Source organism: Paenibacillus sp. P4_E11 (genome assembly GCF_056401635.1).
Genome location: NZ_JBFUIX010000207.1, coordinates 1 through 4874, shown reverse-complemented (window position 1 = coordinate 4874; position 4874 = coordinate 1). Strand labels below are relative to the sequence as shown.

The following is a 4874-nucleotide window of genomic DNA, read 5'->3' as shown; positions in this document are numbered from 1 at the left end:
CGACCAAGCTGCAGCCTCGAAGCACCGGGAAAGCACGTGAGAAAGATGTAACGGTACAACTGAGTCGCAAACAGGAGGGATGGATCGTTTCGGAGAGTCCTGAACTAGGAAATGCAGAGCAGTTGATCCGTTGGAATCCTCTCTCTCACCTGGAGCGGTTGAACGTAATGAATAAGCATGTTACCACCGAGAAGGGAACGTCCGATCGAAGAATAACGGTCATAGCGGTGCAACCCGACTCGGCCGAATTATCAACCATGCTGCAATCGAACCTCACGGAACAACTAACGTTGATGGACCCGGATCGTAAATTGAAGGAGTTGCAACAGAAGCTCCAGCTTACTGACAAGCAAACCGCGGCCATGCGTAAGGATATCGAGAAGAGCCTGGCTGATTCCCGGACCAAAGTGGAGGAGATGAAGGGCAGTCTGAAGGCCGAGTCCACTTATCGGATTGGCGTAGATCGCAGGTCGAATCTTCCTACGACGATGCACGTCGTTACGGTCATGCACTATATGAGCGAAGGCAAGCAGAAGGACGAGACAACTGAAGTTACGTATGCATTTGGTGAGTAATCGCATGACCCTCTATCGCTGTACATTCTTTTCCTTCCCTATCATGGCATTTACATCAGTCAAAACCATGTTAAAATAGGAAGGTCAAGAAGGGGGGACAAGAGTGAACCGAGCAAGAGCACGTATAAAGATCAGTTTGCTCCTTATTTTGATCGGGGCAATCATCTATTTCGTTGGGTTTACTCGTCCAGGTACAGAGCTTCGACACACGAACATCGAACAAATGGCGGAGCATATGCAAGCTTTCGGCATTTTTTCCGTGTTAATCGGCATGAGTGCGATATTTGTCCAAACCTGGATTCCGATCTTTCCCTTTGTCTTAATTGCAGGAGCGAATATGCTTGTATTCGGAGTTATTGAAGGTATAACTATTAATTTCGGAATGGCATGCTTGGCTGCAGTGACTTCGTTTTTGTTCGCCAGGTATTACGGGCATGATTGGGTATCGGCCAAACTTGCGCGTTATCCGAGCATTCAAGTATTCAATGATCGACTGGAGCAGAAGAGCTTCCGTTACATCTTAATAGGCCGGCTGATCCCCATCATTCCATCGTCAGTGATCAATTTCGGAGCGGGGATGTCCAAGATCCAATTCCGCCCTTTCCTGTTCGCGACATTGATCGGGAAATTCCCGATTATCGTACTGGAATCGTTCATGGGGTACGATTTGCTTCATTTCCGTGAACACCGGCTTCGGTTATTTCTGCTGCTGTTCCTCTTCATGGGGCTGCTCGCCATCGGGAGCGTGATTCGTAAGAAATGGATGCCAGATAAAACTAATTTATCGAATTCTACATAAGGAGCTGTGCACATTGAGAGATCCCCGTTTGCAAACATTAGCCCGTAACTTGGTAAACTACTCGGTAAAAGTCAAACCAGGTGAGAAGATATTAATCGACATGATCGGTGCTGAGCGCGAGCTGGCCAAATGCTTGGTGGAGGAAGTACATGCACAAGGCGGTTACCCCTTCGTTGAACTGAGTGACAAGTCTGTTCTGCGTTCCATGCTGACCTCCATAACGGAACAACAGTTGGAGCTGTGGAAGGAACTGGACTTGAATCGAATGTCGCAGATGGATGGCTATATAGCTGTGCGTTCCGGCGATAACGTTAACGAAATGTCCGATGTGCCAGGTGATAAGAATGAGATGTACCAACGAATTTACTACAAGCCAGTCCATCTGGAACAGCGTGTGAAGAAGACGAGATGGGTTGTCTTGCGCTACCCGAGCCCGTCTATGGCCCAATTGGCAAGTATGAGCACAGAAGCATTCGAGGATTTCTATTTCGATGTATGCAATCTGGATTATGCTAAGATGGATTTGGCGATGAACCCGCTTGCMGACCTCATGAAGCGTACGGATCAAGTGCGTATTGTCGGGCCTGGTACGGATTTGTCATTCTCGATTAAAGGACTGCCTGGCCGCAAGTGTTCAGGTGAGCGCAACATTCCGGATGGGGAAGTATTCACAGCGCCTGTCCGGGATACGGTGAATGGTGTTATCTCGTACAATACGCCTAGTGTGTATGCAGGGTTTACGTTCGAGAACATTAAGTTCCGTTTCGAGAACGGCAAAATCGTTGAAGCAACCAGCAATGATACGAAGCGACTGAATGAAGTGCTTGATTCGGACGAAGGAGCGAGATATATCGGGGAGTTCAGTCTCGGCTTCAACCCGTATATTCTGAAACCGATGAAAGATACACTGTTCGACGAGAAGATCGCCGGGAGCCTGCACTTCACCCCGGGGCAAGCATATGAAGATTGCGACAATGGCAACCGATCGGCGATTCACTGGGATATTGTGCTCATTCAACGACCGGAGTACGGCGGTGGGGAAGTGTTTTTTGACGATATACTCATACGTAAGGATGGATTGTTCGTCATCCCTGAGTTAATGGGCCTCAACCCTGATCAGTTAACATAAATATTTGTGGATCAATACAAGTAAATTGATTAAATTCTATCATTGCGTGGAACGCGCTTCCAAGTTATCATAGAAAAGAACTAACATTAATGAGGCCGGATTCACATCCGCTTCCATGGGGGGATCTGTCATGTCTAACACGAACAACTCAGCAATTGTAGAAATTTCCCAAACTGCTAACAAATTTCGTTCATCGATTGTTCTTCAGCTTCAAAACAAATTTATCGACGTGAAAAGTATTCTCGGTCTGTTTACCACTTTATTGGATTCGGGAACTTATCAGCTGCATGTTCACGGACCAGATGCGGAAGAAGCGACCAAGTCGATGGTGGAAGTATTCGCTAAGCACAATTTATCCGTAGACGTTGTTTCTGAGTAATAGCCAGTCCAGCCAACTTTCTGCCGTCGGAAGTTGGGCTAGGGGAAGAAACGAAGATATTCTCTCACAAGGGAATATCTTTTTTTGTGGCGTGCAAGGGTGGACCGAATGGGAATGATTCGGAATGTGTGTAAGGGCAACCCTCTCTTGTGTAATGAGGCGTTTTCGACTATCATAAGCATATAAGCAAAGGAAAAGCTTCGAGATAAGGGGGAGATTTGATGTCGTCATCCGAATTGATGTTAAATTTGAATCAGAAAGCTATCAGCCTTCTCCAAGAAGATGCGGATCAAATTGAGAAGCTCATACAGATTCAGATGGAATCGTTGACTAACCGCAGATGTCCTCTTTATGAAGAGGTGTTGGATACACAGATGTACGGACTATCGCGTGAAATCGATTTTGCCGTTCGGGCGGGCCTGGTGGTTGAATCAGCAGGGAAGAACATTCTAAGTGAATTAGAGCGCAAGCTGGCACAGCTGTACGAAGCTCTCGCTCTAACAAAAAATGAGTAGCCCATGGGGCTGCTCATTTTTTGTGTATAGGGAACTATTAAACAAGGAAGAACGCGATTCCGAGGATGATGTAGACGATGATGAGCAATACTCCTTCGTACCAATTCGTGGATCCGTCCTTCGATATAGATTTGGCAATGAACGATGCAACGGCAATGCCGACCAACTCATATGTGGTAAACACGATATTCATCGGGTTCCCCGAGAAATAGCTGATAATTACAAGAAGTGGGGCGACGAACAGGGCAATCTGCAAGGAGCTGCCGATCGCAATTTCAACAGCCGCGCCGATTTTGTTCTTCATGGCAAGGAATACAGCCGCACTGTGCTCCGCCGCGTTCCCAATAATGGCAATGAGGAAAGCTCCGACGAACAGCTCGGACAAGCCGAAACGGTGGGTAAACTCTTCCAACGTGCCAACCAGCCATTCACTGATAAAGGCGACCATAACGGTAGCGATGATTAGGTAGCTGATCGATTTCTTCTTGGACCAAGCGACATCATGCTCGTCCGGTTGTTCCGACGGATCGGTCAACTCATTCTTATGCGTTATCATCGAGAAGATGAGCCAGAGAACATAAGCTGCGATAAGGATGAAAGCGACGATCAAGCTGAACGTGTTCGTTTCACTCGTAGTTAAGCTCTTAGCGAATATTGCAGGGATGAATAAAGCRATTACCGCAAGCAGCATGAGGGAAGCATTGGCACCGGCCATCATGACGTTGAACTTTTGGGTCTTGAACTTCACCCCGCCAAGGAACACGCTAAGCCCTAGGACAAGTAATAAGTTCCCCATGATGGAGCCGGTAATACTGGCCTTGACCATATCGAACAATCCATCCCGGATGAGGAAGATGGCAATAATGAGCTCCGCCGCGTTACCGAAAGTCGCGTTCAGAAATCCGCCAACACGTTCTCCCGCGTAATGAGCGACCCCTTCAGTCGCTTTACCAAGAAATCCTGCAGCGAACACGATGGCGATACAACACACCACCAGTTGAAGCATCTTGGACATACCCGAGTAATGGGCAATTCCACTGAAAGCAAAGCTCGCAATTAAGAGAATAAAAAAAGCCTTTTGTTTCATTTCGTACTCCTCCTGTTTATGTAAAACATTCCCTGTTTGACGCTGGCTTATTCTACTATACTGGAAATAAATCCAGTTGAAAAGTTATTTTATGGAGAGCTGCTCCATGGTGAAAAGTTGACTTTGTATGTCAGTACAAATTACAATGAAGCTATATTGTGGAAGGAGTGAACAACATGTCCGCAGAAATTCAATCCGGTATTATTCGCATTTCCGATGATGTAGTTGCCACCATTGCCGGACTCGCAGCATTGGAAACTCCAGGCATTGCCGCCATGTCGGGCGGAATCTCGGAAGGACTAGCCAAGAGGCTAAGCGGGAAAAACGTACAAAAAGGCGTGTCCGTCGAAGTCGGACAGTTGGAAGCCGCGATAGATTTACGAGTTATCC

7 protein-coding genes are annotated in these 4874 nt (G+C 47.0%); 6 read left to right on the top strand and 1 reads right to left on the bottom strand.

Annotated features, from left to right (window positions below):
• From AC1DWB_RS31315 to AC1DWB_RS31295, 5 genes are all read left to right on the top strand, one after another.
• Positions 1-575 (top strand): hypothetical protein (locus AC1DWB_RS31315; RefSeq protein ID WP_477545010.1); only part of this gene is annotated, 575 nt, incomplete at its 5' end.
• 103 nt (positions 576-678) lie between these two features.
• Positions 679-1374: a TVP38/TMEM64 family protein gene (locus AC1DWB_RS31310; RefSeq protein WP_477545009.1), complete on the top strand. Its 696-nt coding sequence runs from the start codon at positions 679-681 to the stop codon at positions 1372-1374.
• Positions 1375-1387: 13 nt separating this feature from the next.
• Positions 1388-2503 (top strand): aminopeptidase, encoded by a 1116-nt coding sequence (locus AC1DWB_RS31305; protein ID WP_477545008.1) that lies wholly within the window; start codon positions 1388-1390, stop codon positions 2501-2503.
• 130 nt (positions 2504-2633) lie between these two features.
• Entirely contained in the window at positions 2634-2882 is a 249-nt protein-coding gene (locus AC1DWB_RS31300) for an HPr family phosphocarrier protein (protein ID WP_477545007.1), read from the top strand.
• A 221-nt stretch (positions 2883-3103) separates the two neighbouring features.
• Positions 3104-3397 carry an Fpa/YlaN family protein gene (locus AC1DWB_RS31295; RefSeq protein WP_477545006.1) on the top strand — a complete coding sequence of 98 codons (294 nt, stop codon included), beginning with the start codon at positions 3104-3106 and terminating at the stop codon, positions 3395-3397.
• A 37-nt stretch (positions 3398-3434) separates the two neighbouring features.
• Here the strand turns inward: AC1DWB_RS31295 and cax are convergent, their stop codons facing one another.
• Complete coding sequence (cax, locus tag AC1DWB_RS31290; RefSeq protein ID WP_477545005.1) at positions 3435-4484, bottom strand: calcium/proton exchanger; 1050 nt, start codon at positions 4482-4484, stop codon at positions 3435-3437.
• Between the two features lie 176 nt (positions 4485-4660).
• On the opposite strand from cax, the gene AC1DWB_RS31285 reads away from it, so the two are divergent.
• The coding region (locus AC1DWB_RS31285; protein WP_477545004.1) for an Asp23/Gls24 family envelope stress response protein at positions 4661-4874 on the top strand (214 nt) is incomplete at its 3' end.